Genomic DNA, 25,255 nt, shown 5'->3' with positions numbered 1-25,255 from the left:
TCACGCAAGTCGGGGTGTCCGGACCTCCAGGACACCCCAACTTCCGGGAAACCGAGTCGATCAGAGCTGCGCGAAGAACTCGCGGATGTCGTCGACCAGGACGTCGGTCGCCTGGTGGGCGGCGTAGTGGCCGCCGACGTCACCGCGCCCCTCCACGTCGGTCCCGTAGGCCGTCCAGCGGACGATGTTCGCGTGGTCGCGATCGGCGAAGCGGCGGATGGACTGGAAGTCACCGGGGAACATGGCCACCGCGGTGGGCGTCGTGGTCGGCTCGGCCGGCTGCTCGTCGGCGTGGGCGTCCTCCCAGTAGAAACGGATCGCCGAGGCGGCCGTGCCGGTGAACCAGTAGAGGGCCACGTTGGCCAGGACGAAGTCGGCGTCCAGGCTCTCGTCGAAGAGTTGCGCGTTCCAGGCCAGCAGCCCGATGGGCGAGTCGGCCAGCGCGTACGCCAGGGTCTGCGGCTGCTGGCTGTGCACCTGGTTGAAGGAGAACTTGTTCTCGTAGAACCACTGGAGGTGCCCCAGCGCCGCCTGGTCCGCCTCGGAGAGGTCGGCGAACTCGGTCGGGTCGCCGGACGGGAACGAGAAGATCTGGGTGACGTGCACGCCGAGCACGTGCTTGCGGTCGATCCGACCCAGCTCCGGCGAGATCAACGAGCCGCCGTCGTTGCCGACCGCGCCGTAGCTGTCGTACCCCAGGCGGCTCATCAGCTCGGCCCAGGCGCGGGCCGTGCGGTGCCGGTTCCAGCCGGCGCTGCGGGTGGGGCCGGAGAATCCGAAGCCCGGCAGCGACGGGATGACCACGTGGAAGGCCGGTGCGGCCGGGTCGCTCGGCTCGGTGAGCGGGCCGATGACGTCCAGGTATTCGAGCACCGAGCCCGGCCAGCCGTGGGTGAGCACCAGGGCGGTGGCGTCCGGCCGGGACGACCTGACGTGCAGGAAGTGGATCTGCTCGCCGTCGATCTCGGTGACGAACTGCGGGTGGGTGTTGAGCCGAGCCTCGACGGCTCGCCAGTCGAACCCGTCGCGCCAGCGGTCGGCGAGCGCGCGGACCCGGTCGCCGCTCATCCCGTACGTGTCGCCGACGCCGGGCAGCTCGGCGGGCCAGATCGTGCGGTCCAGGCGGGCGGCCAGGTCGTCGAGGGCGGTCTGCGGGATCTCGACGCGGAACGGGCGGATCGCGGTGCCGGTCATCTCGGGACTCCTTCGGAACGGAATGTTTCGTTCTGCAATCACGGTAGCAGACCGGAACGATCCGTTCCAGTGGTAGCCTCGACCCATGTCGACGAAGCCCCTGGCCGGCCGCCGCGCCCAGGCCGCCCGCAACGACGAGGTGATCCTCGAAGCCGCCCGCGCCGTCTTCCTCGACGACCCGAAGGCCCCGATCGCCGCCGTCGCCGACCGCGCCGGCGTCGGGATCAGCGCGCTCTACCGGCGGTACGCGGGCAAGGAGGCCCTGCTGCGCCAGCTCTGCCACGACGGGCTGCGCCGCTACATCGCGGTGGCCGAGGAGGCGCACGCCGAGCCGGACGACTGGGCCGCGTTCGCCGGGTTCCTGGCCCGGGTGGTCGACGCCGACGTGCACTCGCTCACCGTCCACCTGGCCGGCACCTTCACGCCGACCGAGGAGATGGGTCGGGACGCGGTACGCGCGGGCGAGCTGGCCTCGGCGCTCGTCGAGCGGGCGCACGCCAGTGGGCGGCTGCGCGCCGACGTGGTCGTACAGGATCTGGGGCTGGTGCTGGAGGGGTGTGCGGCTGTGCGCGTACCCGACGTGGAGCGCACCCGTGAGCTGCGCCGCCGGCAGCTCGCGGTGCTGCTGGGCGGCCTGTCGACGGTGCCGGAGGCGGGCGAGCTGCCCGGCCCGGCGCCGGCCGCCGGGGAGTTCGACTGGCGGTGGCGACCCCGCGAGTGACAGGCGTCACACGGTAAGGTTGAGTGGAATACGCTCAACTCTGGTTGCGTCCAAGACAGTGGACAACGCCGATCCGGGGGAGCCCATGAACACCGAGAAACTCACCACCAAGAGCCGCGAGACCATCACCGGTGCCGTCTCCCTGGCCAACCAGCGTGGCCACGCGACCGTGGAGCCCTGGCACCTGCTGCTGTCCCTGCTCGACACCGAAGGCTCGACCGCCGCCGGTCTGCTGCGCGCCGTCGGGGCCGACCCCGCCGAGCTGCGCCGGGCCACCGATCGTGCGGTCGACGCCCTGCCGGCCGCGCGGGGCTCCAGCATCGCCGAGCCCACCCTGGCCCGCGAGTTCGTCAACGCCATCGGGGCCGCCGAGCAGATCGCCCGCCCGCTGGGTGACGAGTACACCTCCACCGAGCACCTGCTCGCCGGTCTGGCCCGGGTGGGCGGTGCCGTGTCGGCCGCGCTGAAGTCGGCCGGGGCCACCGAAGAGGCCCTGATCGCGGCCTTCCCGACCGTTCGGGGCGGAGACCGGCGGGTCACCACCGCCGACCCCGAGCAGACCTACCAGGCGCTCAGCAAGTACGGCGTCGACCTGACCGCCAGCGCCCGCGACGGCAAGATCGACCCGGTCATCGGCCGGGACTCCGAGATCCGCCGGGTCATCCAGGTGCTCTCCCGGCGTACGAAGAACAACCCCGTGCTGATCGGCGAGCCCGGCGTTGGCAAGACGGCCATCGTCGAGGGTCTCGCCCAGCGGATCGTGGCCGGTGACGTGCCGGAGTCGCTGCGCGACAAGAAGCTGGTCTCGCTGGATCTCGGGGCGATGGTTGCCGGCGCGCAGTACCGGGGCCAGTTCGAGGAGCGGCTGAAGTCCGTCCTGGAGGAGATCAAGAACTCCAACGGGCAGGTCATCACGTTCCTCGACGAGCTGCACACCGTCGTCGGCGCCGGCAAGGGTGAGGGCTCGATGGACGCCGGCAACATGCTCAAGCCGATGCTGGCGCGTGGTGAGCTGCGGATGGTCGGCGCCACCACGCTGGACGAGTACCGCGAGCACATCGAGAAGGACCCGGCGTTGGAGCGCCGCTTCCAGCCGGTGCTGGTGGGCGAGCCGACGATCGAGGACACGATCGGCATCCTGCGCGGGCTCAAGGAGCGCTACGAGGTGCACCACGGCGTACGGATCACCGACGCCGCGCTGGTCGCCGCCGCCACGCTCTCCGACCGGTACATCACCGACCGGTTCCTGCCGGACAAGGCGATCGACCTGGTCGACGAGTCCGCGTCCCGGCTCCGAATGGAGATCGACTCCCGGCCGGTCGAGGTGGACGAGATCGAGCGGGCCGTACGCCGGCTGGAGATCGAAGAGATGGCGCTGGCCAAGGAGCCCGACGCCGCCTCCGCCGAGCGGTTGGCCCGGTTGCGCCAGGAGTTGGCCGACAAGCGCGAGCAGCTCACCGTGCTCTCCGAGCGCTGGCAGACCGAGAAGAGCCACATCACCAAGCTCTCCACCGCGAAGGAGGAATTGGAGCGCCTGGGCGGCGAGGCCGAGCGGGCCGAGCGCGACGGCGAGCTGGAGCGCGCCGCCGAGCTGCGGTACGGGCGCATCCCGGCCCTCAAGGTCGAGCTGACGCAGGCCGAGGAGGAGCTGGCCCGGCTCCAGGCCGACGGCGCGATGCTCAAGGAGGAGGTCGGCTCGGACGACATCGCCGCGGTCGTCGCCTCCTGGACGGGCATCCCGGCGGGCCGGCTGCTGGAGGGCGAGACGGCCAAGCTGCTGCGGATGGAGGAGTCGCTCGGCAGCCGGGTGGTCGGCCAGGCCGAGGCCGTCGGCGCGGTCTCCGACGCCGTACGCCGGGCTCGGGCCGGTGTCGCCGACCCGGACCGTCCGACGGGCAGCTTCCTCTTCCTCGGACCGACCGGTGTCGGCAAGACCGAGTTGGCCAAGGCGCTCGCCGGGTTCCTCTTCGACGACGAGCGGGCGATGGTCCGCATCGACATGAGCGAGTACGGCGAGAAGCACTCCGTCGCCCGCCTCGTCGGTGCCCCGCCCGGCTACGTCGGCTACGAGGAGGGCGGCCAGCTCACCGAGGCCGTCCGCCGCCGGCCGTACTCGGTGATCCTGCTCGACGAGGTGGAGAAGGCGCACCCGGACGTCTTCGACGTGCTGCTCCAGGTGCTCGACGACGGTCGGCTCACCGACGGCCAGGGCCGGACGGTCGACTTCCGTAACGCCATCCTGATCCTCACCTCCAACCTCGGGTCGTCGGTGATCAGCGACCTGACGCTGGCCGAGGAGCAGCGCCGCGAGGGCGTCCTCGCCGTCGTCCGGTCGCACTTCAAGCCCGAGTTCCTCAACCGGCTCGACGACATCGTGGTGTTCGCGGCGTTGCGCGGGGACGATCTGCGCTCCATCGTGGACATCCAGCTCGACCGGATGCGAAGCCGTCTTGCGGACCGTCGGTTGGCGCTGGACATCACCGAGTCCGCCCGTGGGTGGCTGGCCGAGCACGGCTACGACCCGATCTACGGCGCCCGACCGCTGCGCCGCCTGGTGCAGACCGCCATCGGCGACCAGTTGGCCAAGGCCCTGCTCTCCGGAACCATCCGGGACGGCAACACGGTCAAGGTCGACCTCAACCCCGCCGGAAACGCCCTGACGGTCACCCCCGCCTGAGCCCCGCGATCAAGAGGTTTGCGTCATCGGGACGTCTTCCCATGACGCAAACCTCTTGATCAACAGGGTGAGAGGCGGGCCGGCGGGGAAAGGAGTGGGGCATGTTCGGGATGAGTAGGTGGGAGCGGGACCTTCGCGCGGCGGTCGACGAGCTGATGACCGCCGACACGCTGGCCTTCGGCGGTGTCGGGTTCGCCGGTGAGGTGCTGCCGGTGACCGAGGCGTACCACCGCGTCGAGGCAGCACTCGACGAGCACCCCGAGGAGGTACGCCGGCAACTCGACCACCTGCTGGCAGAGGGATCGCCCGCCGGCCGCGCGTACGCGGCGACGCTGCTGGAACGAGTCGACCCGGCCGCCGCCCAGGCGACCTGGACGTCGCTGCGCGACGACTCCACCGAGTTCACCACCTTCGTCGGCTGCGTCATGGGTCGCTCCACCCTCGGCGACTACGCCACGCAGCGACTCGCGGCGGCCTGACAATCGCCGCACACCCCCACGCGTTCCGCGGTCCGTCGTGGGTGGCTGAGCTTTCGGTCACGACGCGACTCATTTCGGTGCGCCAGGTTGTTACCGTCTGCGCCGACGTACCTGGGGAGGTGGTCGGGTGGACGGGTCGCTGGCGTCCCTGGTGGGGGCCGTTGTCGTACTCATGACGGTCGTGCTCGTGGCCGTCGTGCGCGCCCGGCGCCGGGCCGCGGCCGGGCCCACCGGCCTCCCGCCGACCCGCCGGCTGGCTCCGGGTGACCGCGTGCGGATCCGCCAGCGGGAGTACGTCGTGAGCGGCACCATCCGACTGGTCGAGGGGGGCTGGACGTGGGTGCAGCACCTCCTCGACGACGCCTCCGGCACGCCGCACCGGCTCTCTGTGGAGGGTGATGGTGGTCCCGAGCTGGAGCTGGTGCTCTGGACCGCCGAGCCCGGCGCGACAGTCACCCCCGGCGCGCCGACCATCGACCTCGGCGGGCGGCGGTACACCTGGGCCGAGACCGGGCAGGCGCGCTACACCTCCACCGGGGAGACCGGCCTGCCGGCGGCGGGGACGATGCGCTACCACGACTACGAGTCGGGCGGGCGTGACCGGCTCTCCTTCGAGGCGTACGGCGAAGAGGGCTGGCGGGTCGCGCGCGGTGACCTGCTAGATCCGGCCGACCTGGCGATCCGACCCGTCGACGACGCGCGCTGAGCGACCTCGCCGGGCGCGCCGCTTTCGGCACGGCATGCCGCAGTGGCCGGTTGCCGATACGGTGTGGGCCCAATCTAGGAAAGGAGAATCGTGGTCGACTCCCCGAGCACGCCGACCCGCCAACGGCCCTCCACCGTGACGATTTCCAGCTATCTGCTCTACCTGTTCCTGGCGTGCCAGGTGATCAGTCTCATCATCACCCTCTCCACCATCGGCAAGACCCGGGACGTGCTCCGCGACGCGTACGCGGGCAGTTCCGCCGACGGGGCGGAGCAGGTCGCGGACTTCTTCTTCGCCTTCGGCCTCGGCAGCGCGATCCTCGTGCTCCTGCTGGCCGTCGTGCTGGGCGTGCTGGCCATCTTCAACAACCAGGGTCGTAACGGCGCCCGGATCACCACCTGGATCGTCGGCGGCATCATGGTCTGCTGCACGGGTGGCACCCTGCTCAGCGGGGCGGCCGGCGGTTTCAACACCGGTGGGAGCGGCAGCGGCGACATGCCGAGCCCCGAAGAGGTCCAGCGCCGCCTCGACGAGGCGCTGCCGTCCTGGATCACCCCGGTCAGCCTCCTGCTCGGCGTGGTCAGCCTGCTCGCTCTGCTGGCGGCACTGATCCTGCTGGCCCTGCCGAAGTCCAACGAGTTCTTCCGCAAGCCCGCCGCCGCATGGGAGCCGCCGACCCCGGGCGCCAGCTACCCGGCCTACCCGCAGGCGTCCGGCCAGCCCGGCTACCCGCAGGCGTCCGGCCAGCCCGGCTACCCGTCGACTCCCGGTCAGCCGTCCAGCGGGGAGCCGGCCTACCCGTCGACTCCCGGCCAGGCGTCCGGGCCGGAGCAGCCGACCGCCCCGCCGGCCAACCCGTCCAGCTCGGACCGTCCGGACGACACGCCGCCGACGGACCGTCCCGACACGACCCCGCCGTCGACGAGTTGATCCACGGATAGGCACGACGCCGACGATCCCTCCGAGTAGGTTGCAACCCGACGCCTACCGGAGGGATCCGTCGTGTCGTACCCCGAACCGGCACCGCCCCGCCGGCCCGCCGTGGTCCCGGCGGCCACGGCCGTGCTGCTGCTGATGGCGGTCGGCGCGCTCGCGTACACCGCCGTCGACCTGGCGGTGCTGGGCCGGACGGTGGGGGAGTTCCGCGCCGTGGCGCGCAACACCTCGGCCAGCCCGCAGCAGATCGACGGTGTGGTGGCCCTGCTGCGCGCGTCGGCGGCGCTGACCGCGGTGGTCGCCGGGCTGTCCGCGCTCGTGCTCGCCGGACTGGCCCTCGGACTGTTGACGGGTCGACGGGGCGTACGCGTGGCCATCTGGGTGGTCTGCGGGCTCGGCCTGCTCGCGGGCTGTTGCAGCGTGGCGGTGCTCGTCGGCGAACGCGCCGCGCCGCTGCGGCTGGGGGCGGACGAGCGGGCCACCGCCGAGCTGTTGGGCCTGCTCTCGGACGCGTACCCGTCCTGGTGGATTCCGCTCAATGCCGGGCTTTCCGTCGGGCAGGCCCTCGGTTACCTTGTGGTAGCCGCGCTGCTGGCCCTGCCGGCGGCGAACGCCTGGTTCGGTCGACACCGCCGCACGGCACCGACCGCGCCGTCCGCGTTCCCGCCCGCGTCGCACCAACCCCCGCAGGCGCCGGCCACGCCCCCGTACCCGCCCAGGTGAGGACCGCCCGTGACGCTCGAATCCACGACCCCCGAGCGACGGGCCCTGATCACCGGCGCCACCGCCGGCATCGGCGCGGCGTTCGCCCGGCGCCTGGCGGCCGACGGCTGGCACCTGGTGCTGGTCGCCCGGGACGCGGATCGACTGGCCGCGATGGCCACGGAGCTGGGCGCCCGACACGGGCACGACGTCCAGACGCTGCCGGCGGACCTGTCCACCGATGACGGCTGCGCCACCGTCGAACAGCGGCTGGCGTCCGACGCTCCCGTTCACCTCCTGGTCAACAACGCCGGCATCAGCCTGAACAAGCCGTTCCTGCGCTCCACAGCGGAGGACGAGGCGCGGCTGCTCCGCCTCAATGTGCACGCCGTCATGCGATTGACACTGGCGGCGCTACGTCCGATGACCGAACGGCGCGATGGGGCAGTGATAAATGTCTCTTCAGTTGCTGGGTTTGGCGCGGTGATGCCCGGGTCGACCTACTCGGCCAGCAAGGCGTGGGTCACCAATTTCAGTGAGTCCGTGGGCCAGTCGGCCCGCCCTTTCGGCGTCCGGGTGATGGCTCTGTGCCCCGGTTACACCCGTACCGAATTCCACGAGCGGGCCGGCATCAACATGTCCAAAACGCCGAACTGGATGTGGCTGCGAGCCGAGGACGTCGTCGAAGAGGGCCTGCGTGACCTGCGCAAAGGCAAGTTGGTGAGTGTTCCGGCGTGGAAGTACAAGGTGGCCGTCGCCGGTCTGCGGCACGCGCCGCGCCGGCTACTCGAAGTGGTCTCGCGCGACACCCGCGGCCGGATCGGTCGCGAGGAACGCTGAGCCCTGGGCGCGTCGTCGCGCCGGAGACGCCGCCGTCGGTCGTTGGCGCACCGCGACCGAGCCAGTCGCTGAGCGTAGTCGGACATCGCCCGTCATCGGTGTCTCACCGCCCTGATTCGGCAGGCCCGTCCACACGGCGTTCAGAGTTGCGCAGTAACCTCTATCGCCATGGGGGACCACGACGACCTGCGCAAATTCATTACCGACCTGGCTGTGGTCCACGGACGGGTCACGTTGTCATCGGGGCGCGAGGCAGACTGGTACGTCGATCTGCGACGCGTCACGCTCCATCACCAGGCCGCTCCGTTGGTCGGTAAGGCGCTGCTCGACCTGACCGCCGACTGGGAGTACGACGCGGTCGGTGGCCTCACCCTGGGCGCGGACCCTGTCGCGCTCTCGATGCTGCACGCCGCCGCTGGAACCGGCCGCGCCTTGGACGCCTTCGTGGTGCGCAAGGCGGGCAAGGCACACGGTCTACAGCGACGGATCGAGGGACCGGAGGTGGCCGGCCGCCGGGTGTTGGCGGTGGAGGACACGTCCACAACGGGCGGAAGTGTGTTGACCGCCGTCGAGGCTCTTCGCGAGGCCGGAGCCGAAGTCGTGGGCGTGGCGGTTATTGTTGATCGAGGCGCCGGCGACGCGGTGCGAGCCGCCGGATTGCCGTACCGGGCGGCCTATACGTTGGCTGACCTCGGCCTTGTGGCGTAAAAGTCTGCCGATTCGTATCTGCTGATATGCAGGCGGATCGATGCTGCTGGTGGAAGGATGGAATACGTGGGAACTGCGTTGGCCGAAATGACTATGCCTCAGATCTCGCCGCTTGCCGGTGAGCCGATCGAACGTGCCGATGCCGAGCGTCTCGCGGGGGTCCTCAAGGCCCTTGCGGATCCCGCCCGGTTGCGGCTGCTCAGCCTGATCCAGTCGGCCCCCGAGGGCGAGGCGTGCGTCTGTGACCTGACCGCGCCGCTCGGCCTCTCCCAGCCGACGGTCAGTCACCACCTGCGTATCCTCACCGAGGCCGGCTTGCTGGAGCGGGAGAAGCGCGGTGTCTGGGCGTACTACCGGCTGGTCCCGAGCGCGATCGCGACGATCGCCGACCTGCTGACCCCGCCGCGTAAGCGGGCCACCAAGAAGGCCCGCTGACGTAAGGCGCTGCGCACCGTCTCGTACCCGGGGCGGTGTCCGGTGGCGAACCAGGGGTGGCGCCACCGGTAGCTGATACCTGCTCGTCCCCGGCCGCACCGCCGGAGGCCGGGTCCGACATGCCGACGGCCGACCCCCACACCAGGGGGCCGGCCGTCGTCGTACCCGGGATCAGCGCTGCTGACCGTTGCCGTGCCCCCCGCGACGGTCGTGCGGGTGCTCGTCGTGGTCGAACTTCTCACGCACCGCGTCCACGGCGCCCGCGGCGCTGGCCGCCGCGACGACCGCGACCGCCTCGCCCCGCTTGCGCGCCCGCCGGTCGCGGAGGAACTCGAAGAAGATCGGCAGCACCGAGATCAGGATGATCAGTGCGACCACCGGCAGGATGTAGTGGTCGATCTTATCGCCGATCGCCTTGTAGATCCGGTCGGCGAGCAGGTAGCCGATCAGCAGGATGCCGTCCACCCAGAGCACCCCGCCGACGATGTTCCACAGCAGGAACTGCCGGGCCGGCATGCCCAGCGCCCCGGCGACCGGGTTGAGGAACGTCCGCACGATCGGGATGAAACGCGCCAGCACCACGGCCTTGGCCGGGCCGAACTTCTGGAAGTAGTACTCGGCCTTCTCCACGTACTCCTTCTTGAAGAGCCGCGAGTTGGGCCGCTCGAACATCCGTCGGCCGTACCGCGCACCGAGCCAGTGCCCCAACTGCGCGCCGAGGATCGCGCAGATCGGTCCCCCGATCAGCAGACCGGCCAGCGAGAGGCGGGTTCCGTCGCCGAAGATAGCGTCCGCCACCGGCGAGGCGGCCACCCCGGCGAGGAACAGCAGCGAGTCGCCGGGGAAGAAGAAGCCCACCAGCAGGCCGGTCTCGGCGAAGAGGATCACCCAGACGCCGACCAGCCCGAAGGTCTGCAACAGGTCCTTGGGATCGAGCGGGTTCAGGGCGACGCTCTCCGTGAGAGCGCGGGTCTTCTCAGCTGTGTCCACGGCCACAAAGGGTACCGAAGCCCGCAGTCCGGGCCGCGCCGGACCGGTGCTCACCACCCGGTTGCCGGATACGACGGTGCCCCGCCGACCAGCGTGGTCGACGGGGCACCGGTACCGCTGGGATGGATCAGGCGACGAAGCGGGTCCGGCGGCGCTTGGCCACCAGGTAGCCGCCGACGCCCGCGGCGAGCAGCAGCGCGCCGAGGCCGGCGAGCAGGCCGGTCGACTGACCGGTGATCGGCAGCGAGCCACCGTCACCGTTGCCGCCACCCTCGCCGCTGGACGAGGCCGGGTTGATCACGATCGTCGCCGTGTTGTTGCCCTTGTTCGGGTCACCGGCGAGCACGGTGGTGACAGCACCCGAGGCGTTCGCGTCGACCTTGTCGATCCGAAGTCGGAACTCGTACGTGGTCACGTCGTCCGGCCAGGTCTCGAGGCTCAGGCACGCGTACTCCTTCGCGCCCGGCTCACCCCAGGCCGCGTCCCACGGGTCCCACGCGGTGCCCGGCTTGAACGGCACGCAGTTGGGGTCGACCTCTACCGCCGTGGTGCCGGCCGGAACGGTCACCCGAACCGGCAGGTCCTCCATCCCGAGGTCCGGCGTGCCCTGGCCGATGTACTCCAGCACCGCCGGCCCCAGGTTGGTGAAGCTCGGCGCGACGGTGACCACGTCGCCCTTCTTGCCACTTGCGGTCGCGCCCTTGGCCGCGAGGTCAGCCGAAGTGTTGCCGGTTACCCGAACGCTCCCGATGGTGACGTCGTTCGACACGTCGACGTCGGTCTGCGGCACCCGTGCTGCCTGCATCGACTGCTCGACCAGGCGGAGCTTGTCGCCGTTGCCGGGCTTGAAGTCCTCCATGGGCGAGTCCTTGGACGCCAGGTCCCAGTCGTCAGTGGTCCACCAGGACAGCGCCACTGAGAAGGTCGCACGGGTGCGTGCCTTCGCGCTCACCTTGATCGGCATGCCGTTCGAGAGCTTGTACGACTTGCCCGGCTCGATCTTCGTGTCGAACGCGCAGACGGCGACCATGCCCCACTCGTCGGACCTGCAGTTCGAGTGGTCGCCGCCGTAGGCGGCGAGTTCCTGGGCCTGCAACACGAGAACGGCGCCATCGATGGCGGTCTCGCCGGTGTTACGAACGACACCCGGCAGTCCTGCCGTGGTGCCCGGGGCGCCGCTGGCCTCGACGGTCGGGTCGCCCGCCAGGTCGACGCCCTCGGCGATGGTGACGCCTGCCGTCGCCTTGGCGGTCTTGCCCCCGGAGGTGATGCTGATCGCCAGGGATCCCTGCTGCCCCGGCTTCGCGTCGTCCTTACCCGAGACCGTGTAGTCGAACCACGGCGGCATGCCGTCCTCGGTTTCGCTCTCGCAGTGCAGCTTCGTCGGCGAGACGTCGCAGGTCCAGCCCCACATCGGCTCCACGATGGCGAAGTCCGCGACTGCGGAGAGGTCGACGTCCACCGAGGTCTCGCCGAACGTCGGCTCGGACTCGTCATCGGTCGGCCGGGCGTAGAGGTAGCCGGACGTGGAATGACCCGGTGCCACGAGCACGTCATGCGTGGCGATATCGAAACGGGCCTCGTCGGCGAGGGCCGGGCTGGCGGAGGCGGCGACGAACGCGCCTGCGACGCCCAGTCCGGCGAGCCAGCGCCGGCTGGAGTGGGTGAGCATGAGGGGGATTCCTCCAGTAGGGGGATTCAGGTGCAGCCTGTGGATCTTAAGGAACCGCTAAGGTTCGGCGTCGTCCCTGATCACCGCCTGGTCAGCAGGACGAACCGAAAGGCTGATCACCGCCACCGCAATGTTCAGCGCGTCCGCTCCCGTCAACTGAAGCAGGAACCCGGGAGGTGCAGTGACGTACGAGGAGTTCGCGGACACGCGGCTTGCCCCGCTGCTGCGGTACGCGGTGATGCTCACCGGTGATCCGCACCAGGCGCAGGATCTGGTGCAGGAGACGATGGTCCGGGTCCAACTGAACTGGCGGCGGGTCGCCCGCGCGGACTCGCCCGAGCGGTACGTGCGCCGCATGCTCACCAACCAGTACGTCGACTGGAAGCGCGGCTCGTGGATGCGTCGGGTACTGCTGCGCGGGGAGCCCGACGAGTCCCTGCCGGCGTCCGCCGACCACGCCCAGTCCGCCGTGGACCGGGACCAGATCTGGACCTGGCTGTCCCGGCTGCCGCGCCGGCAGCGCGCCACCCTCGTGCTGCGTTACTACGAGGATCTGCCCGACGCCGAGATCGCCGACATCCTCGGCTGTGCCGTCGGGACCGTCCGTTCGTCCATCTCCCGGGCCCTTGCCACGCTCCGGGCCGAGTACGTGGAGGTTCCCTCATGATCGAGGATGACCTGCGTGCCGCCTTCGCCCGGCACGAGCCGCTGACCCCGCCGACCGGCCCGCTGCGCGCGGCGATCGACCGCCTGACCATCCGCCGTCGCCGTCGGCGTCGCCGCTGGCAGGCCGGTGGTGTCGCGTTGGCGCTGCTCGGGGTGCTGGGGATCGGGGTGCCGCTGCTGACTCCGGAGCGCGGGGGGCCGCCGCCGGCCGCCGAACTGCTCGGTGAGTCCGCTCGACCGGTGCCAACCGGCGCGCTGAACATCCTGCTGCTCGGCATCGACGGCGACGGGCCGGCGGCGACGCGGGCCGACGCGGTGCTGTTGGTGCACATCCCGGCCGACCGCAGTCGCCCGTACCTGGTGTCGCTGCCCCGCGACCTGGGCGTGTCGATCCCGGGCCACGGCACCGACAAGCTGAACGCCGCTTTTCCGGCCGGCGTCGGGTCGACCCGGCCGGAGATGACCAAGGGGTACGAGTTGACCCGGCGCACGGTGGCCGAGCTGACCGGGGTACGGGTGGATGCCGGCGTGGTGCTGACGTACCGCACCGTGAGCGCGCTGACCGACGCCGTGGGCGGTGTGCCGGTCTGCCTGAGCGAGCGGGTGCGATCCGTGCACACCCGGCGGGTCTTCCCGGCCGGCTGCCAACGTCTCGACGGCGCCGCGTCGGTCGACCTGCTCCGCCAGCGCTACGGTCTGCCCGCGGGGAGCCAGGACCGGGACCGCAACGCCCGTCTCTTCGCCGCCGGTCTCGTCCGCCAGACCACCGACCGGGGCGCACTCACCGATCCGGTACGCCTCGCCAGACTGCTGGCCGCCGTCGGCCCGGACCTCGTGGTGTCACCCGACCGGGCGGCCGTGCTGGACCTGCTGCGGCTCGTGCCCACGCTGCGGTCGGTCGAGCCGGTCGGGCTCGGTCTGCCGGTGGCCCTGCCGAGCGCGAGGGACCGCTCGCTGCGGGCCGACCCGACGTTCGTGCCGGATTTCCTGAAGGCGCTGCGGGAGGACCGCCTCGGCGACTGGGCGGCCCGTCACCCGACGTTGGTCGACCAAGCCCGGTGACTCCGTGGACTGCGACGGCACCCCACCGCCAAGGGGACGAACGACGGCGGGGTGCCGGTCAGGCGGGGTCGGTCAGGCGACGAAGTGGCTGCTGCGACGTCGGGCGATCAGGTACGCGCCGAGGCCGGCGGCGAGCAGCAGACCACCGAGGCTGGCGAGCAGGCTCGTGGGGGTGCCGGTGATGGGCAGCGAACCACCGCCACCGCTGCCTCCGTCACCGCTGCCGCCGCCCTGGCCCGGGTTGACCAGGATCGTGGCCCGGTCGTTGGCCGGCTTGATGTCGCCCCTGAAGCCCCCGCCGGCGGGACACTCACACGGCGCGTTGACCCATACCGTGCCCTTGGCGTTGGGGACGACCCTGTCGATACGTAGGCGGAACTCCACGGTGTAGGTCTCGCCCGCCACCAGGAGCATTTCCGATGCGCACTGGTACGTGCGGGTGCCCGGCCGCAGTTCGCAACTGTCGGGGACTCCGACGGCTGTGGTGCCGGGCGGCAGCTCGACGACTGTGTGTGTGGCGGCCTCGTATTCCTCGCTCACGTTGTCGAGCGTCGCCGGGCCGTTGTTCCGGAAACCGACGGTGGCCGTGACGACAGCGCCAGACCTGCCCTTGAGCGTGGCGCCGATCGCCGCGAGGTCGGTGCCGTTCCTGCCGGTGACCTTGATGATCCAGCCGGTGTGGTCGTAGCCCGGGCCGACGTCGGTCTGGTCGGCCTGCCGCATCCCGCTGGGTGCCCCGGTCAGGGTCAGCTTCGGGCCGCTGCCACGCGCGCCCTCTCGCGCGCCAACGGCTTCGCGAACCCGGGTCAGGTCCGCAAAGTCGGCAACGGTCATGAACTGGGCATAGCCGGACAGGTTGCTCGGGGCGTAGGTGTCCCTGGCGAGTTCGAGGTTCAACGTGGTGGCGAGCCCCTCGCCCGCCGGGATCTCCTGGTCGAACTGGCAGGAGACCAGGTGGTCGTCGGAGTACAGGCAGTTGCTGAACCGATCCTTGGTCCGGATCGCGTACGGAAGGTCGAAGACCGCGACGAAGCCCGTGACGGTCTCGTCGCCGACGTTGGACACGGCCAGCGGCACCGAAACCTTCCCGCCCGGCTTCGAGGAAGGGTAGGTGAACGGCCCGCCGGCCAGGTCGACGCCCTCGCCGATGCGGACCCGCGAGGTGTAGCTGCCCTGCCGCCCGCCCGCTGCCTCGAAGCTGATCACCACGTCGCCGGAGTCGCCGAGCTGCGCGTCCTGAGTGGCGGTCAGGGCCACCCGTTTGGTAGCGCCTCGGTAGATCCCGCTGCCGAGCGGCGGCACCTCGTTCAGGGTGACGCCGAAGGACTCCGCGCAGACGAGAACGCCCGGCTCCGGTGTGGCGCACTCCTGCTGGTCAAAGGGGCCAATAGTGATCTTGTTGGCCAGTGAGCGGTAGTCGTACCGCACGGCGACGTCGCTGAGGCTCGTCGCCTCGTCGGCGTACAGAAACAGGCTTCTGACCTTCTCCGAGCCGCCGGCCAGGGTGGAGTCCTGGAAGTACGGCTCGATCGTTGCCGCGGCGACGGCGGGGGTTGCCGAGGCAACGATCAACGCTCCTGCGGCACCCAGCCCCGCCAGCCAGCGGATCGATTGCTTGAGCATGGGGGTCCTCCCGATGAGACAGTGGTGGCGCTCGCCCAACCTAGGGAGACCCCGACACTTTCGGTGACCCGGTGCTATCGATATTTGTCGAACGAACCGAACGGCTGGACACCTCTGCCCCAACGGACAACGGTCGTGGGGCAGGTCAGCGGTAGTCGTCCTCATCCCCGGTGACCACCCGGGCCTGCTCCATGGCGTCCCAGTCGTCGACCTCCATGCCGCGGTGTGGCTCGCCGTCGACGTAGGCGGGGTCGACCGAGGTGGCCTGCTCGACCGCGTCGGCCGGCTCCGCCTCCGGATCGCGTTCGTCCGCGGCGAGGTGGTCGCCGGGGGTGAAGTCCTCATCGGGCTGACCCATCGTCCCTCCCGGGGTCTCGGGGCACGGCTCCCACCACCGTACGGGCTGCGGCCACTCCGCGCCGGCAAGCCGAGTCGGCCGAATCACCCCGGGACGGCGGGAGCCGGTGCCAGGATGGTGCCGTGGGCTTCCTCATCCGACTGGCGATCACCGCGGTCGCGCTGTGGGTGACCACGCTGATCGTGCCCGGGGTGGACGTGCACGGCCGTTCGGGTGGCAACACCGTGCTCACGCTGATCGTGGTGGCGCTCATCTTCGGTGTGATCAACGCCGTACTCAAGCCGATCATCCGGGTGGTCGGCTGTGTGTTCTACCTGCTCACCCTCGGCCTGTTCGCCCTGGTGGTGAACGCGCTGCTCTTCCTGCTCACCGACCGGATCGCGCGCGGGCTCGACCTGCCGTTCCAGGTGGACGGCTTCTGGGCGGCGTTCTGGGGAGCGATCGTGATGACCGTGGTCACCTGGCTGATCAGCGTCATCGTGCCGGACCGTCTGGACACCCGGTGAGCGGCTGACACCCCCTCGGTTGGTCCTGCGCACCTCACCTGCGGGATACTGCCGGGCGGAGGACAGCGCGGTCCGGCGCACAGACGAACAACAGCGGCCAGCACGGCCGAGAGTGGTAAGTAAGGAGCACATCACATGCCCATCGCTTCCCCCGAGGCCTACGCGGAGATGCTGGACCGCGCCAAGGCTGGCCGGTACGCGTACCCCGCGATCAACGTGACCTCCTCCCAGACGCTGAACGCGGCGCTCAAGGGCTTCGCCGACGCGGAGAGCGACGGCATCATCCAGGTCTCCACCGGTGGCGCGGAGTACCTGTCCGGTCCCTCGATCAAGGACATGGTCACCGGCGCGGTGGCGTTCGCCGCGTACGCGCACGAGGTGGCCAAGAAGTACTCGGTGAACATCGCCCTGCACACCGACCACTGCCCGAAGGACAAGCTGGACAAGTTCGTGCGTCCGCTGATGGCCATCTCGCAGGAGCGGGTCAAGCGCGGCGAGGAGCCGCTGTACCAGTCGCACATGTGGGACGGCTCGGCCGTGCCGGTCGCCGAGAACCTGCAGATCGCTTCCCAGCTCCTCGACGAGGCCGCCAAGGCCAAGATCGTCCTGGAGATCGAGGTCGGCGTCGTCGGTGGTGAGGAGGATGGCGTCGAGAACGCCATCAACGACAAGCTCTACACCACCACCGAGGACGGCCTGGCCATGGTCGAGGCGCTCGGCCTCGGCGAGAAGGGCCGCTACATGGCGGCGCTGACCTTCGGCAACGTGCACGGCGTCTACAAGCCGGGCAACGTCAAGCTCCGCCCCGAGATCCTGAACCAGATCCAGGAGGCGGTCGGTACCAAGTACGGCAAGGAGAAGCCGCTGAGCCTGGTGTTCCACGGCGGCTCGGGCTCCCTGCTCAGCGAGATCCGTGAGGCGCTGGACTACGGCGTGGTGAAGATGAACATCGACACCGACACCCAGTACGCCTTCACCCGGCCCGTCGCCGACCACATGCTGCGCAACTACGACGGCGTGCTGAAGATCGACGGCGAGGTCGGCAACAAGAAGCAGTACGACCCGCGCGCCTGGGGCAAGGCCGCCGAGGCCGGCCTGGCCGCCCGCGTCGTCGAGGCGTGCGAGCACCTGCGCTCCACCGGCACCACGATGACCAAGTAGTTGCTTGAAAGGAAGGGCCCCTTATTAACAGACGTCTGTTAATAAGGGGCCCTTCCTTTCAAGCGGTCAGCAGGCGGACGGCCTCGCGGACGTCGTCGGTGAGGTGGATCGTCGACGACAGGTCACCGAACGGCGAGGCGGCCAGCAGCGGGCGCAGCAGCGCCTCCACCGGCAGCTCCCGCGTCCAGTAGTCACGGTCCAGGAAGATGTACGCGCCGCTGGCCCCGTCGGTGCCGTAGTAGGTCTTGGTGGCCGCCTGGAACACCTCCTGCACCGTGCCCGCCCGCCCCGGCGCGAACACGATCCCGCCCCGGGCGAGGCGCAGGATGGTGTCCTCCCGGATCGCGTTCGAGAAGTACTTCGCGATCCGCCCCGCGAACAGATTCGCCGGCTCGTGCCCGTACAACCAGGTCGGGATGGCCAGCCCGCCGGCCCGCGCCCAACCGAGGTCGTCGCCCCGCTGGCGGGGTACGCCCGCGTACCGCTGCCGGATCGTCAACGCCACCGCCGTGTACCGGTGGTGGTCGGTGAAGTCGGGCGCGGTGGCCAGCAGGTCGATCGCCGCGGTCAGGTCCGCCGCCGGTCGGTCCGCCAGGAAGGCGCCGAGATTCGCGGCCTCCATCACCCCGGGGCCGCCGCCGGTCACCACCAGCCGGTCGGCCCGCGCCAGCTCCCACCCCAGCACCGCCGCCATCCGGTACGCGGGACTGCCGCGCCGCACCGCGTGACCGCCCATGATGCCCACCACCGACTGTGACCCGTGCGCGGCCAACCAGGCCCGGGTGGCGTCACCCAGCGCGTTGTCCACGCCGTGGTCGTGCAGCCGCTGGCCGAGCGCCTCCTTCACGTCCGGCAGCGCGCCGCCGTGTGCCCGGTAGTGCTCGTACACCCGGGTGTCGTACATCCCGGCGAACCCGCCCTCGACGAACCCGGCGGCAAGGTCGTCCGGGGTGTAGAGGTGCGCCGGCTGGGTCGGGTACGGCAGCCCGGAGAACGGCGGCACCACGTTCGCGCCGCGCCGGACCAGGTCGGCGCCGACCTCCCGGGAGGCGAACCGGCAGCCGACGAAGAGGGCGCCGGTGACCTCGATGCCGGTCAGGTCGGGCACCGGGGCGAGGTCGAGGCGTAGCCCCTGCACGGTCAGCCCGGTCAGCCGGCCGGTGACCAGTTGCCGGTCGAATTCGTCCCGGGTCTGGATCTCGTCGGCGTGCAGGTGCGGTTCGATGACGTCGGTGGGTGGTGGGGTCGGCACCGGGCCATCCTGCCCCTTCGGCGGGGTCGGCCAAACCCCGGATGGCCCCGGGACGCGACAGGAGCCCGGCGGTCGTGGCCACCGGGCTCCTGCGTAACCGGGTCCTGGGGAGGCTCCGGACCATTAGTTGTAGTGGAAAACACCTGGCGGCGGCATAGGCCGCAGGCGTGATGAACTCCTCAGCCGTTCAGCGGGACGCGTCCGCCGACCCGCTCGCATGTCGCCCTGTCCAGCGGGTTGAATGGGGCGATGCAGAACCTTTTGCCGGAGCCACCGGCCACCCTCCTGCCCGCGAACGACGAGGCCGACGCCGCCTTGGCCGCTGCCCAGGAGGCCGGCACCGACGAGGCGTACGCCGAGGTCGCGGCCCGCTTCCCGACCTTCAGCGCAGCGTGGGGCGCGCTCGCCGCCCGGGCGTTCGCGACCGGCGCGGTGGTGACGGGCTACGCGTACGCGCGCACCGGCTACCACCGTGGCCTGGACCAGCTCCGCCGCAACGGCTGGAAGGGCCACGGGCCGGTGCCGTGGTCCCACGAGCCCAACCGGGGCTTCCTGCGCTGCCTGTACGTGCTCTCCCGCGCCGCCGACGAGATCGGCGAGGCCGACGAGGCGGCCCGCTGCGCCCAGTTCCTGCGCGACTGCGACCCGGCAGCGGCGGACGCGCTGGCCAGCAACTGACCTCATTCCGACGGCCGGCCCGACACCGGGCCGGCCGTCGGCTGCTCAGAGCCCTTCGGCGACCGCTGCGGCGATCTTCAGCCAGGCGTCCCGGGTGGCCGCGGAGAGACCGCCGTACCGGATCGGCTCGCCGCTGTCGATGAGCCGCTCGTACGGCGCCAGCAGCACCGCCCTGGTACGAGCCGCGAAGTGCTCCTGAATGGCCGGCAGGTCGATCTCCTTGCGGGACGGTGGCATCGACACCACCGTCACCGCCTGCCGGACCAGCCGCTGCCGGCCGCTCTGCTCGAGGTGGTCGAGCATCCGGGCGGCGGTCTCCGCCGAGTCGTTACGGGCGGACATGGTGACCACGAGCTGGTCGGTGGCGTCCATCGACGCCTGCCAGTTCTGCGCCCGTACGTTGTTCCCCGTGTCCACGAAGATCAGCTTGTAGAACCGGCTGACCACCTCGCGGATCTCGGCGAACGCGGCTGCGGTCAGCATTTCGCCGCCGGTGGCCGACTCGTCCGAGGCGAGCACGTCGAACATGCCCTCGCCCTGCGACCGCACGTACTGCGACAGGTCGCCGACCCGCCCGTGCGCGCCCTGGAACTGCCCGAGGTCACGCAGCATGTCGCGCACCGTGCGGGCGTGGAAGTCCTGCTGGGCGCGCATCCCGAGGGTGCCCTGGGTCTCGTTGTTGTCCCAGGCCAGCACGTAGCCGCCGCGCTTCTGACCGAACGTCATGGCGAGCAGCAGGATGGCCACCGTCTTACCGGCGCCGCCCTTCGGGTTGACCACGGTCACCTGCCGCAGCCCGCCGAAGTTGCGGCGCACCATTTCGATGTCCCGCTTGAGCTCCTGCTCGTGCCGGCCCGGAGAGAGCCGGAGCAGGCCCATCTTGTTGACCACCGCCCGTACGCCCATGGTGGCCACCGGGTCGGCGGGCCGGACCTGCCGACGGCGGGCGAAATCCTCCGCCGTCGGCGCGGCCGTGGTCTCCGGCGTCCACGTGGCGTCCGGGTAGCCCGTGGCCGGCACCCGCGCCACCGGGTCGGTCTCCTGGTACTGCTGCGGCGGGACCGGTGGAGCCGCCGCCGCGCCCTGCTGCCAGGGCGGCGGATACCAGCCCGGCGACGGGGGGAACGGCCCCGGCGGCGGGGTCGGCACGGCGTCCTGCTGCGGTGGCTCCGCCGGGCCGGCCTGGCCAGGAATCGCCGCCTGGCCGCCGTAGACCTGCCCCGCGTACGTCTGCCCCGCCGCGCCGCCGCTGTCGACGGCGGGTGTCGGGGGTGGCGGAACCGGCGGGGTGGGGATCGGTGGCGGCGGAATGTCGACCTGCTCCGGTGCCGATGGGGTCGGGCTGGCCGGTCGCTGCGGTGGATACGCCCAGGGTGACTCGGCCGCGGGCCGAGCCGCCCCGACGGCAGGCGTGGTCTCCCCGCCACCCTGCGACACCGGTTCCGCTGCCGGCCCTGCGGCCTGGCCGGCCGTGCCGGGGTCCGCCGTTGCCGCGCCGGCTGCGGGCTGCCCTGCTGCGGGTGGCGCTGTTGCTCCGGGGCTTGCGGTGGCCGCACCGTCGGCGGGCGCGGCCACGACCGGCGGGCGATCCAGGGAGAACGGTAGGTCCAGGTCGACGCCACCCGACGCGCCCGATTGGCCGGGGGTCGGGACGGCGGCGGTGGCCGCCGGGTTCGGCGTGGCGCCCTCGGCGGTCGGCGTGCCGGTGGACGACGGCGACGAGTCGTTGCCGGCCCCGATGAGCCCGCCCACGGCGGGCGGCAGCGGTGGCGTCGGCGGTGCGGGCAGCGCCGGAGGAGCGGGCGACGTCGTCGACGCGGCCGGCGGGTCGGCCGGAGGCCAGCTCGGTTGCGCCGGCGCCCAGCCCGTGCCCGGCCCGCCCGGCCCGTTCGCGCCCCAGCCCGTCGGTGGCGGCACCGCCCCGGTCAGCGACGGATAGTCCGACGGCGACGGCGGCGGCAGGGCCGCCGCGCCCGGCTGCCCGGGGACGCCAGGACGGCCGACCGACGGCGCCGTGATCGGCGGTGCGGCGACCGGCGGTGACACGGCCGCAGGCGCGGACTGCGACGGGGCGACCCGCTGCTCGGCGACCGCCGCCCACGGCGGTACCACCTCTGCGCCCTGCTCGGCCGGATCCGGCGGCCACAGTGGTTCGATGTCCCGCTCCGGCACCGGCTGCTGGCCGGGCACCTGCGCCCGGTCGGCGTTCTTGTCCATTACGGTTCCTCCCCAGTCCTCCTGCGAGGATAGGCCCACCGGCCGACCGGGGCCGGTCGGCGAAACGGGGGTCAGACCACCCAGACCGCCCAGGCACCCGGTTCGACCCACCACGAGCGCTTGCGGGTCAGCTCACCCTCGACGCCGTCGTCGAGGTAGGGCACCTTTCCCTCGCGGGGCAGCACCGACACCGCCCGTCCGCGAGCCCGCCGCACTTCGAGGCGTACCCGCTTGCGACCCCACGTCGACCTGACGACTACCGGAACGGCCACCGCGACCTCGACCTGGCCGTCCGCCGGGTCCGGCGCGGCCAGCAACGTCACGTCCTCGAGCGACGCGTACCCGCCGGCGTTGCCGACCGCGCAGGCCAGCAACGGTTCGTCACCGTTCGTGAGGACGGTGTCGTCGACCTCCACCCGGGCCCGCCAGTGCAGCGGCCGACCCGCGTCGTCGGCGGCCCCGAACAGCGCGCCGTCCAGGGTCACCGAGCCGCCGTCATTGCGCAGCAGATCCAGCCGACGCGGCGTGCCGTCGAGCACCGCGGCCGCCACGGCCGCCGGGTCGCGGGGCAACCCGAACTGCGCGGCCAGGTCCCGCTGGGCGCCGCCGCGCGCCGGGTCGAGCGGGAGTACGGCGACCGGCGGCAGGTCGGGCAGGGTCCGGTCGTCACGCAGGTCCGCCGGGCGACGGCTCGGCGCTGGCGCGTACCGCCGAACGAGCCGGCGCAGCACGGCGCGCAACTGACCGTCGCTGGCCGTGGCGACGACCAGCCGGGTCTTGCCGTCCGCGTCCGGCCAGGTGAGGCCGTCCGGACGGGCCGGGCCGTCGAGCTGCGCGAGTACGGCGTCGATCTCCGCGTCCGAGCGGGCGGTGACCATCTGCACCCGGGCACCCCGGGCGGTCAGCGCGTCGGCGCAGGCCAGCACCGGCACCCGGGGCCGATCGGTGGCGCAACTGTCGGCGTCACCCGGCGTCGGTCCGGTTCCGTCGACGCCCGCGCCGGTCGCGTCCGCGCCGCCGCAGCAGGCCTCGCCGCTGCCGCACCCGCCGGAAGCGTCCCGCTCCGACGAAAGGGTGAGCAGCACCACGTCGTACACCGAAGGAGCCTCCCGCCTCTCGACGCGACCCCTGCCGGTCGCGCCGTCACTACTTGTTAACCTGACACCCCGGGCTCGCCAACCGGTCGCCATCTGGCACCCGAGCCTTCTGGAGGCGGAAGAGATGCCAGCGATCGTGCTCATCGGCGCTCAGTGGGGCGACGAGGGCAAGGGCAAGGTTACCGACCTGCTGGGTGAGCGGGTCGACTACGTCGTGCGCTACTCCGGCGGCAACAACGCCGGGCACACGGTGATCACCCCGGACGGCCAGAAGTACGCGCTCCACCTGATGCCCTCCGGGGCGCTCTCGCCGAGCGCGATGATCGTCATCGGCAACGGCGTGGTCGTCGACCCGAAGGTGCTCCTCGCCGAGATCGACGGTCTCGCCGAGCGTGGCGTGGACGTGTCCCGGCTGCGGATCTCCGGTGACGCGCACCTCATCATGCCGCACCACCGGGCACTGGACCGGGTCGTCGAGCGGTACCTCGGCTCGTCCCGGATCGGCACCACCGGTCGGGGCATCGGCCCCGCGTACGGCGACAAGGTCGCCCGGATGGGCATCCGACTCCAGGACCTGCTCGACCCGGGCATCCTGCGCAAGAAGCTGGAACTCGCACTGCGCGAGAAGAACCAGATGCTGTTCAAGGTCTACAACCGCAAGGCGATCGACCTCGAGGCCACCGTCGACGAGTACCTGGAGTACGCGGAGCGGCTCAAGCCGTACATCGCCGAGACGCGGGCGATGCTCTGGGACGCGCTGGACCGGGGCGAGACGGTGCTGTTGGAGGGCGCGCAGGCCACCATGCTGGACATGGACCACGGCACGTACCCCTTCGTGACCTCGTCCAACCCGACGGCCGGTGGCGCCTGCGTGGGCGCCGGCATCCCGCCGACCGCGATCAACCAGGTGATCGCGGTGAGCAAGGCGTACACCACCCGGGTCGGCTCGGGGCCGTTCCCGACCGAGCTGTTCGACGCCAACGGCGCGCACCTGCGCAAGATCGGCGCGGAGTACGGCACCACCACCGGCCGGGAGCGCCGGTGCGGGTGGTTCGACGCGGTGGTGGCCCGGTACGCCTGCCGCCTCAACGGCGTCACCGACCTGGTCATCACCAAGCTGGACGTGCTCACCGGGCTGCCGAAGGTGCCGATCTGCGTCGGCTACGAGATCAACGGCAAGCGGGTCGACGACATGCCGATGAGCCAGACGGACTTCCACCACGCCACGCCGGTGTACGAGGAGTTGGACGGGTGGTGGGAGGACATCACCAAGGCCCGCACCCCCGAAGACCTGCCGGAGAACGCCCGTCGCTACATCGCCCGCGTAGAGGAACTCTGCAACACGAGGGTGAGCGTCATCGGCGTAGGCCCAGGCCGAGACGAAAACGTACTCCAACACCCCCTCCTCCCCTAACCCCCAAACCCCACCCCACCCCACCCATTCGCCTCGGTGATCAAGAGGTTCGCGTCAGGAATCGGCGCGAATTTGACGCGAACCTCTTGATCGACGGGAACAAGCCGTCTGGGTTTTCCACAGGGAACTGGGGTTATCCACAGGGGCTTGGGTGCGGGTGTGGCGGTGGGCAGGGTGTGGGGGTGGGACCACACCAGGTGCTTCGTGATGTAGCGGCCGGGCAGGACGGGATCGTCACCCTGGCCCAGGCCCTGCGCGCCGGTCTGACGAGAGACCAGGTCCGACAGTTGTGTCGGTCCGGCAGGTGGCAGGGGCTCCTGCGTGGGTGCTACGTCCCGGAGGCAGCGTCGTCCGATTCGACGCTGCGACGCGCCCGCATCCGGGCAGCGACCGCGAGCCTCGGGCCGGCTGCCTTCGCGGTCCTCGACACGGCGCTCGAGATGTACGGCATCGCCGGCCTGCGGCGGACGTCACAGGTGCACGTATCGGTGCCGGTCGACAGGCCCCGGCCTCAGCGCGCGCTGGCGCCCTGGTTGGTCGTACACCAGGTCACCGTGGGTCCCGGCGAGATAGCAACGGTCGCGGGTGTCCGCGCGACCGCTCCGCTTCGCACGATTTCGGACGTCATTCTGCGTGCTGATCGATACTCGGCAGTCTCCGTCCTCGATTCGGCGCTCTGCCAGGGGCTCGTCACGCCGGACGACCTCGACGTGATCCCGCGTCTGATCCGGGGTCGGCGGGGTGCGGTCGCGGCACGACCCTGGCTGGCGGAAGCAGACGGCCGTGCACAGTCGCCCCTGGAAACGCGTACCCGGCTGCGATGTGTCGACGGTGGGGTGCCGCCGGACGCCTTGCAGTTGGAGGTACGCGACGACGACGGCTACCTGCTCGGCATCGGTGACCTCGGTGGCGCGCGCCGAGGGTGATAGCGGAAGCCGACGGTCGCAGCGCCCATGACACCCCGGAGGCGGCCTTCGCTGACCGCCACCGTCAGAATCGCCTGGTCAACGCCGGCTGGACGATCCTCCGTTTCACCTGGCAGGACACCCTGCGCCCCGACTACATCCCCTGGACCGTCCGCCGGGCGATCACGAAAAACCAGGACCAACGCCGGTGATCAAGAGGTTTGCGTCAAATCCGCGCCCCTTCCTGACGCAAACC

Annotated in this window: 25 protein-coding genes; 17 read left to right on the top strand and 8 right to left on the bottom strand. The window is 71.2% G+C overall.

Annotated features, from left to right (window positions below; translation table 11 throughout):
- Nucleotides 1–60: 60 nt before the first annotated feature.
- Complete coding sequence (locus tag AB0J36_RS04460; protein ID WP_357129586.1) at nt 61–1,194, bottom strand: epoxide hydrolase family protein; 1,134 nt, start codon at nt 1,192–1,194, stop codon at nt 61–63.
- Nucleotides 1,195–1,279: 85 nt separating this feature from the next.
- Between AB0J36_RS04460 and AB0J36_RS04455 the strand changes: the two genes are divergently transcribed.
- The 9 genes from AB0J36_RS04455 (at nt 1,280) to AB0J36_RS04415 (ending at nt 9,398) form a co-directional block, all read left to right on the top strand.
- On the top strand, nt 1,280–1,915 hold the full coding sequence (locus AB0J36_RS04455) for a helix-turn-helix domain-containing protein (RefSeq protein ID WP_357129589.1): 636 nt from the start codon (nt 1,280–1,282) through the stop codon (nt 1,913–1,915).
- Nucleotides 1,916–2,000: 85 nt separating this feature from the next.
- The gene (gene clpB, locus AB0J36_RS04450) at nt 2,001–4,592 is read left to right on the top strand and encodes an ATP-dependent chaperone ClpB (RefSeq protein WP_357129592.1); all 2,592 of its coding nucleotides are present in this window, start codon (nt 2,001–2,003) and stop codon (nt 4,590–4,592) included.
- 101 nt (nt 4,593–4,693) lie between these two features.
- The gene (locus tag AB0J36_RS04445) at nt 4,694–5,071 is read left to right on the top strand and encodes a hypothetical protein (RefSeq protein WP_357129595.1); all 378 of its coding nucleotides are present in this window, start codon (nt 4,694–4,696) and stop codon (nt 5,069–5,071) included.
- Nucleotides 5,072–5,198: 127 nt separating this feature from the next.
- Complete coding sequence (locus AB0J36_RS04440) at nt 5,199–5,777, top strand: DUF4178 domain-containing protein (protein WP_357129598.1); 579 nt, start codon at nt 5,199–5,201, stop codon at nt 5,775–5,777.
- Nucleotides 5,778–5,867: 90 nt separating this feature from the next.
- The gene (locus AB0J36_RS04435; RefSeq protein ID WP_357392131.1) at nt 5,868–6,707 is read left to right on the top strand and encodes a hypothetical protein; all 840 of its coding nucleotides are present in this window, start codon (nt 5,868–5,870) and stop codon (nt 6,705–6,707) included.
- Nucleotides 6,708–6,779: 72 nt separating this feature from the next.
- A complete protein-coding gene (locus AB0J36_RS04430; RefSeq protein WP_357392129.1) occupies nt 6,780–7,436 on the top strand; it encodes a hypothetical protein in 657 nt (218 codons plus the stop codon).
- A 9-nt stretch (nt 7,437–7,445) separates the two neighbouring features.
- Nucleotides 7,446–8,255, top strand: coding sequence for an SDR family oxidoreductase (locus AB0J36_RS04425; RefSeq protein WP_357129607.1), 810 nt, complete (start codon nt 7,446–7,448; stop codon nt 8,253–8,255).
- A gap of 168 nt (nt 8,256–8,423) precedes the next feature.
- Nucleotides 8,424–8,963, top strand: a complete 540-nt coding sequence (pyrE, locus tag AB0J36_RS04420) for an orotate phosphoribosyltransferase (RefSeq protein WP_355048453.1) — start codon at nt 8,424–8,426, stop codon at nt 8,961–8,963.
- Nucleotides 8,964–9,020: 57 nt separating this feature from the next.
- Nucleotides 9,021–9,398, top strand: a complete 378-nt coding sequence (locus tag AB0J36_RS04415; RefSeq protein WP_007454255.1) for a metalloregulator ArsR/SmtB family transcription factor — start codon at nt 9,021–9,023, stop codon at nt 9,396–9,398.
- 171 nt (nt 9,399–9,569) lie between these two features.
- Here AB0J36_RS04415 and AB0J36_RS04410 read toward each other — a convergent pair whose 3' ends face one another.
- Together AB0J36_RS04410 and AB0J36_RS04405 are read right to left on the bottom strand one after the other, a co-directional pair.
- Nucleotides 9,570–10,394 (bottom strand): DedA family protein, encoded by an 825-nt coding sequence (locus AB0J36_RS04410; protein WP_357129610.1) that lies wholly within the window; start codon nt 10,392–10,394, stop codon nt 9,570–9,572.
- A gap of 121 nt (nt 10,395–10,515) precedes the next feature.
- The gene (locus tag AB0J36_RS04405) at nt 10,516–12,060 is read right to left on the bottom strand and encodes an LPXTG cell wall anchor domain-containing protein (RefSeq protein WP_357392127.1); all 1,545 of its coding nucleotides are present in this window, start codon (nt 12,058–12,060) and stop codon (nt 10,516–10,518) included.
- A gap of 181 nt (nt 12,061–12,241) precedes the next feature.
- On the opposite strand from AB0J36_RS04405, the gene AB0J36_RS04400 reads away from it, so the two are divergent.
- Nucleotides 12,242–12,727: a SigE family RNA polymerase sigma factor gene (locus tag AB0J36_RS04400; protein WP_357129616.1), complete on the top strand. Its 486-nt coding sequence runs from the start codon at nt 12,242–12,244 to the stop codon at nt 12,725–12,727.
- The gene (locus AB0J36_RS04395) at nt 12,724–13,788 is read left to right on the top strand and encodes an LCP family protein (protein ID WP_357129619.1); all 1,065 of its coding nucleotides are present in this window, start codon (nt 12,724–12,726) and stop codon (nt 13,786–13,788) included. Before AB0J36_RS04400 ends, AB0J36_RS04395 begins: the two co-directional genes overlap by 4 nt.
- Nucleotides 13,789–13,860: 72 nt before the next feature.
- Here AB0J36_RS04395 and AB0J36_RS04390 read toward each other — a convergent pair whose 3' ends face one another.
- Together AB0J36_RS04390 and AB0J36_RS04385 are read right to left on the bottom strand one after the other, a co-directional pair.
- The gene (locus AB0J36_RS04390; protein WP_357392125.1) at nt 13,861–15,411 is read right to left on the bottom strand and encodes an LPXTG cell wall anchor domain-containing protein; all 1,551 of its coding nucleotides are present in this window, start codon (nt 15,409–15,411) and stop codon (nt 13,861–13,863) included.
- Nucleotides 15,412–15,556: 145 nt separating this feature from the next.
- A complete protein-coding gene (locus tag AB0J36_RS04385) occupies nt 15,557–15,769 on the bottom strand; it encodes a hypothetical protein (protein ID WP_357129625.1) in 213 nt (70 codons plus the stop codon).
- Between the two features lie 122 nt (nt 15,770–15,891).
- Between AB0J36_RS04385 and AB0J36_RS04380 the strand changes: the two genes are divergently transcribed.
- Together AB0J36_RS04380 and fbaA are read left to right on the top strand one after the other, a co-directional pair.
- Nucleotides 15,892–16,275, top strand: coding sequence for a phage holin family protein (locus AB0J36_RS04380; protein ID WP_354860252.1), 384 nt, complete (start codon nt 15,892–15,894; stop codon nt 16,273–16,275).
- Between the two features lie 135 nt (nt 16,276–16,410).
- Nucleotides 16,411–17,436: a class II fructose-bisphosphate aldolase gene (gene fbaA / locus AB0J36_RS04375; protein WP_357392123.1), complete on the top strand. Its 1,026-nt coding sequence runs from the start codon at nt 16,411–16,413 to the stop codon at nt 17,434–17,436.
- 58 nt (nt 17,437–17,494) lie between these two features.
- On the opposite strand, the gene AB0J36_RS04370 is transcribed toward fbaA, so the two are convergent.
- Nucleotides 17,495–18,688, bottom strand: a complete 1,194-nt coding sequence (locus AB0J36_RS04370; RefSeq protein WP_357392121.1) for a hypothetical protein — start codon at nt 18,686–18,688, stop codon at nt 17,495–17,497.
- Nucleotides 18,689–18,937: 249 nt separating this feature from the next.
- Here AB0J36_RS04370 and AB0J36_RS04365 point away from each other — a divergent pair, with 249 nt between their 5' ends.
- A complete protein-coding gene (locus AB0J36_RS04365; protein WP_357129635.1) occupies nt 18,938–19,366 on the top strand; it encodes a DUF3151 domain-containing protein in 429 nt (142 codons plus the stop codon).
- A gap of 45 nt (nt 19,367–19,411) precedes the next feature.
- Here the strand turns inward: AB0J36_RS04365 and AB0J36_RS04360 are convergent, their stop codons facing one another.
- Nucleotides 19,412–21,583, bottom strand: a complete 2,172-nt coding sequence (locus AB0J36_RS04360; protein WP_357171684.1) for a chromosome partitioning protein — start codon at nt 21,581–21,583, stop codon at nt 19,412–19,414.
- 71 nt (nt 21,584–21,654) lie between these two features.
- Nucleotides 21,655–22,680 carry a hypothetical protein gene (locus tag AB0J36_RS04355; RefSeq protein WP_357392119.1) on the bottom strand — a complete coding sequence of 342 codons (1,026 nt, stop codon included), beginning with the start codon at nt 22,678–22,680 and terminating at the stop codon, nt 21,655–21,657.
- A 124-nt stretch (nt 22,681–22,804) separates the two neighbouring features.
- Here AB0J36_RS04355 and AB0J36_RS04350 point away from each other — a divergent pair, with 124 nt between their 5' ends.
- From AB0J36_RS04350 to AB0J36_RS04340, 3 genes are all read left to right on the top strand, one after another.
- Complete coding sequence (locus AB0J36_RS04350; RefSeq protein WP_357129644.1) at nt 22,805–24,094, top strand: adenylosuccinate synthase; 1,290 nt, start codon at nt 22,805–22,807, stop codon at nt 24,092–24,094.
- Nucleotides 24,095–24,291: 197 nt separating this feature from the next.
- Entirely contained in the window at nt 24,292–25,020 is a 729-nt protein-coding gene (locus AB0J36_RS04345; RefSeq protein WP_357392117.1) for a type IV toxin-antitoxin system AbiEi family antitoxin domain-containing protein, read from the top strand.
- Entirely contained in the window at nt 25,017–25,211 is a 195-nt protein-coding gene (locus AB0J36_RS04340) for a hypothetical protein (RefSeq protein WP_357392115.1), read from the top strand. The genes AB0J36_RS04345 and AB0J36_RS04340 overlap by 4 nt, the downstream gene beginning before the upstream one ends.
- Nucleotides 25,212–25,255: the final 44 nt, after the last annotated feature.

Source organism: Micromonospora sp. NPDC049662 (assembly GCF_040675055.1).
Lineage (GTDB): Bacteria > Actinomycetota > Actinomycetes > Mycobacteriales > Micromonosporaceae > Micromonospora.
Note: the sequence above shows the minus strand (reverse complement) of the source record. Positions and strands in the feature narration are given on the sequence as shown.

Coding starts and splice junctions, on each gene's coding strand:
- AB0J36_RS04460 (WP_357129586.1), bottom strand. CDS start 1,194: ATGACCGGCACCGCGATCCGCCCGTTCCGCGTCGAGATCCCGCAGACC.
- AB0J36_RS04455 (WP_357129589.1), top strand. CDS start 1,280: ATGTCGACGAAGCCCCTGGCCGGCCGCCGCGCCCAGGCCGCCCGCAAC.
- clpB (WP_357129592.1), top strand. CDS start 2,001: ATGAACACCGAGAAACTCACCACCAAGAGCCGCGAGACCATCACCGGT.
- AB0J36_RS04445 (WP_357129595.1), top strand. CDS start 4,694: ATGTTCGGGATGAGTAGGTGGGAGCGGGACCTTCGCGCGGCGGTCGAC.
- pyrE (WP_355048453.1), top strand. CDS start 8,424: ATGGGGGACCACGACGACCTGCGCAAATTCATTACCGACCTGGCTGTG.
- AB0J36_RS04415 (WP_007454255.1), top strand. CDS start 9,021: ATGGAATACGTGGGAACTGCGTTGGCCGAAATGACTATGCCTCAGATC.
- AB0J36_RS04405 (WP_357392127.1), bottom strand. CDS start 12,060: ATGCTCACCCACTCCAGCCGGCGCTGGCTCGCCGGACTGGGCGTCGCA.
- AB0J36_RS04395 (WP_357129619.1), top strand. CDS start 12,724: ATGATCGAGGATGACCTGCGTGCCGCCTTCGCCCGGCACGAGCCGCTG.
- AB0J36_RS04390 (WP_357392125.1), bottom strand. CDS start 15,411: ATGCTCAAGCAATCGATCCGCTGGCTGGCGGGGCTGGGTGCCGCAGGA.
- AB0J36_RS04385 (WP_357129625.1), bottom strand. CDS start 15,769: ATGGGTCAGCCCGATGAGGACTTCACCCCCGGCGACCACCTCGCCGCG.
- fbaA (WP_357392123.1), top strand. CDS start 16,411: ATGCCCATCGCTTCCCCCGAGGCCTACGCGGAGATGCTGGACCGCGCC.
- AB0J36_RS04365 (WP_357129635.1), top strand. CDS start 18,938: ATGCAGAACCTTTTGCCGGAGCCACCGGCCACCCTCCTGCCCGCGAAC.
- AB0J36_RS04360 (WP_357171684.1), bottom strand. CDS start 21,583: ATGGACAAGAACGCCGACCGGGCGCAGGTGCCCGGCCAGCAGCCGGTG.
- AB0J36_RS04350 (WP_357129644.1), top strand. CDS start 22,805: ATGCCAGCGATCGTGCTCATCGGCGCTCAGTGGGGCGACGAGGGCAAG.